This window comes from Rhodobacter maris (assembly GCF_900217815.1).
GTDB classification, from domain to species: Bacteria; Pseudomonadota; Alphaproteobacteria; order Rhodobacterales; family Rhodobacteraceae; genus Rhodobacter; species Rhodobacter maris.
On sequence record NZ_OBMT01000043.1, the window covers coordinates 1 to 2,233 of the forward strand.

The following is a 2,233-nucleotide window of genomic DNA, read 5'->3' on the forward strand; positions in this document are numbered from 1 at the left end:
CGGCATCTCGATATCAAGGATCATCACATCGGGCACCTCGCGGGAGATGCGCTCGGCCGCGACATAGGGATCGCCCGCGGTGCCCATCACCTCAAGGCCGGGATCGCTTTCGATGATCTCCGTCAGCGCGCGCCGCACCGAAGCCGAATCGTCGACGATCAGCACCCGGCATCGTTTCTCCGTGGCAGAATTCGCTCGGATCATCCTTCCCTCACTTCAACTGGAAAATAGCTGGCGCGACCTGGCGCACCGGCAGCGCGCTGGCGACCGAGGTTTCCGAATGGCCGACAAACAGATAGCCGCCCGGCCGCAGATGGCTGATGAGGCGGCGCGTCACGGCCACCTGAACCTCGCGTTCGAAATAGATCAGCACATTGCGCAGGAAGATCGCATCGAAATGGCGCTCGAACGGATAACTCGGCTCCATCAGGTTGAGATGGGCAAAGCGCACCCGCTCGCGCAGTTCTGGAACGATCCGGACCTCGTTCTGGCGCGGATCGCGCGCCGTGAGCAGATAACGGCGGCGCATCTCGGCCGGGACCGGGGCAACGAAATCCCCCGGATAGACCGCCCGCTGCGCGTGGCGCAGCATGGCGGTGGAAATATCGGTGCCGAGGATCGCGAAATCGAACCGCCGGCTGCGCTCGGCAAGCGCGCGCAGCACCATGGCGATCGTATAGGCTTCCGCGCCGTTGGAGCTGGCCGCGCTCCACAAATGCAGCCGCGCGCCGCGCTCCTGCCCCTGACGGGCCAGCATCGTCTCGATCCCCGGCCCGGCGAGGAACCGGAAATGGTCGGGCTCGCGGAAGAAATCGGTCTTGTTGGTGGTGACGACATCGACGAGATGGGACAGCTCGGCCTCGAGCCCCCCCTGATCGAACAGGAACCGGCAATAAGCGCCCATGCTGGAAAGGCCATGCGCCCGCACCCGCTTGCGCAGCCGCGCCTCGATCATGGTGCGTTTTGCGGGCGGCAGGCGGATGCCGGTGCGCCCGTTGACCAGCTCTGCGATCCGCACGAAATCCTGTTCGGCGAGGTGATCGTCGACCGGGGCATCGGCGCGGCGGCGGTCAAGGTTCACGTGAAAAGACATCACAAGCTCCATGCGGGGGCGGCAGCCAGAACTGCGCGCCAGTCTGGTGAAGGGCGCGGCGCGCTGGTGCCGCGGGAAGGGAAGGTCGACGGGCGCCGGGATCGGATCGCGCTCAGGCGGCCAGACCCGAGGGCCCGGAAACCCCGTCCGCCGAGGCAAAGAGCCGGTCGAGGTCGATCACCGTGACGAAGGCGCCGGCGCGCCGGCCGACGCCCGCCACATAATCGGCGCGCCAGGCCGTGCCGACTTCGGGCGGGGCCTCAAGCCCTTCCTCGTCGAGCGCGGTGACCTCGAACACCCGGTCGGTCTTCAGCCCGAGCCAGCGCAGGCTGCCACCGACGTCGGCCTCAAGCACGATGATGCGGGTGTTGTGGGTATCCGCCGCGGTCGGCAGCGCGAGCCGCAGCCGCAGGTCGATCACCGGCACCGAGCGACCGCGCACATCGATCATGCCGATGAACTCGACCGGGGCCTGCGGCATCGCCGCAACGGCCTGGCTTTCAAGGATCTGCTGCACCCGTGCGACCGGTACCGCAAACAGGCTGTCGGCGGCGCCGAGGGTTACATATTGGGTCTGATCTGCCATGCTCGTCTCCCGGGATCTGGAGGCCCGGCCACCGTCGCGGCGACCGGGCGAGGGGTCGGCCCTGCTCAGGCAGCGGGGCTGCGCATGAACTGGCTGTCGAGTTCCGCCTCGGCATCCATGTCGAGCGCGAACCCCCCCTGGTTCTGCGCCGCCTTGGCCTGCCCCGCGCGGGCTTTGAACACGAGCGCCGCGTCTTTTGCCGGGAGGGCACGGCGTTTGCGGACCTCGGTGCGCGGTGCGACAAGCACCTCATCGGCCGCGCGACGCATGCGGAAATAGCCGATCACCTTTTGCAGTTCCGTGGACTGGCCTTCGAGTTCCTCGGCGGTGGCGGCAATTTCTTCCGACGCAGAGGTGTTTTGCTGCGTGACCTTGTCGAGCTGCTGGATCGCGACGTTGATCTGCGAGGCGCCCGCATTCTGCTCCTGGCTGGCGTTCGAGATCTCGGCCACCAGCTCGGCGGTGCGCTGGATGTCGGGCACCAGACGGCCGAGCATCTCGCCCGCCTGCTGCGCGGCCTTGACCGTATCGCCCGAAAGCCCGGAGATCTCCTG

3 protein-coding genes and 1 pseudogene are annotated in these 2,233 nt (G+C 67.3%); all 4 read right to left on the reverse strand.

All coding sequences use genetic code 11. The features are described from left to right. On the reverse strand, positions 1-204 hold a 204-nt coding region (locus CRO22_RS18385), incomplete at its 3' end, for a response regulator (RefSeq protein WP_141399495.1). 7 nt (positions 205-211) lie between these two features. Beyond that, on the reverse strand, positions 212-1,093 hold the full coding sequence (locus tag CRO22_RS18390) for a CheR family methyltransferase (RefSeq protein ID WP_097071589.1): 882 nt from the start codon (positions 1,091-1,093) through the stop codon (positions 212-214). A gap of 112 nt (positions 1,094-1,205) precedes the next feature. Further along, on the reverse strand, positions 1,206-1,679 hold the full coding sequence (locus tag CRO22_RS18395) for a chemotaxis protein CheW (RefSeq protein WP_097071588.1): 474 nt from the start codon (positions 1,677-1,679) through the stop codon (positions 1,206-1,208). A gap of 65 nt (positions 1,680-1,744) precedes the next feature. Beyond that, positions 1,745-2,233: pseudogene (locus CRO22_RS18400) on the reverse strand (methyl-accepting chemotaxis protein); the annotation flags it as partial.

What these genes read in the sequence shown, in the direction of transcription:
- CRO22_RS18395 (WP_097071588.1), bottom strand. Translation starts at nt 1,679, where the DNA reads ATGGCAGATCAGACCCAATATGTAACCCTCGGCGCCGCCGACAGCCTG.
- CRO22_RS18390 (WP_097071589.1), bottom strand. Translation starts at nt 1,093, where the DNA reads ATGTCTTTTCACGTGAACCTTGACCGCCGCCGCGCCGATGCCCCGGTC.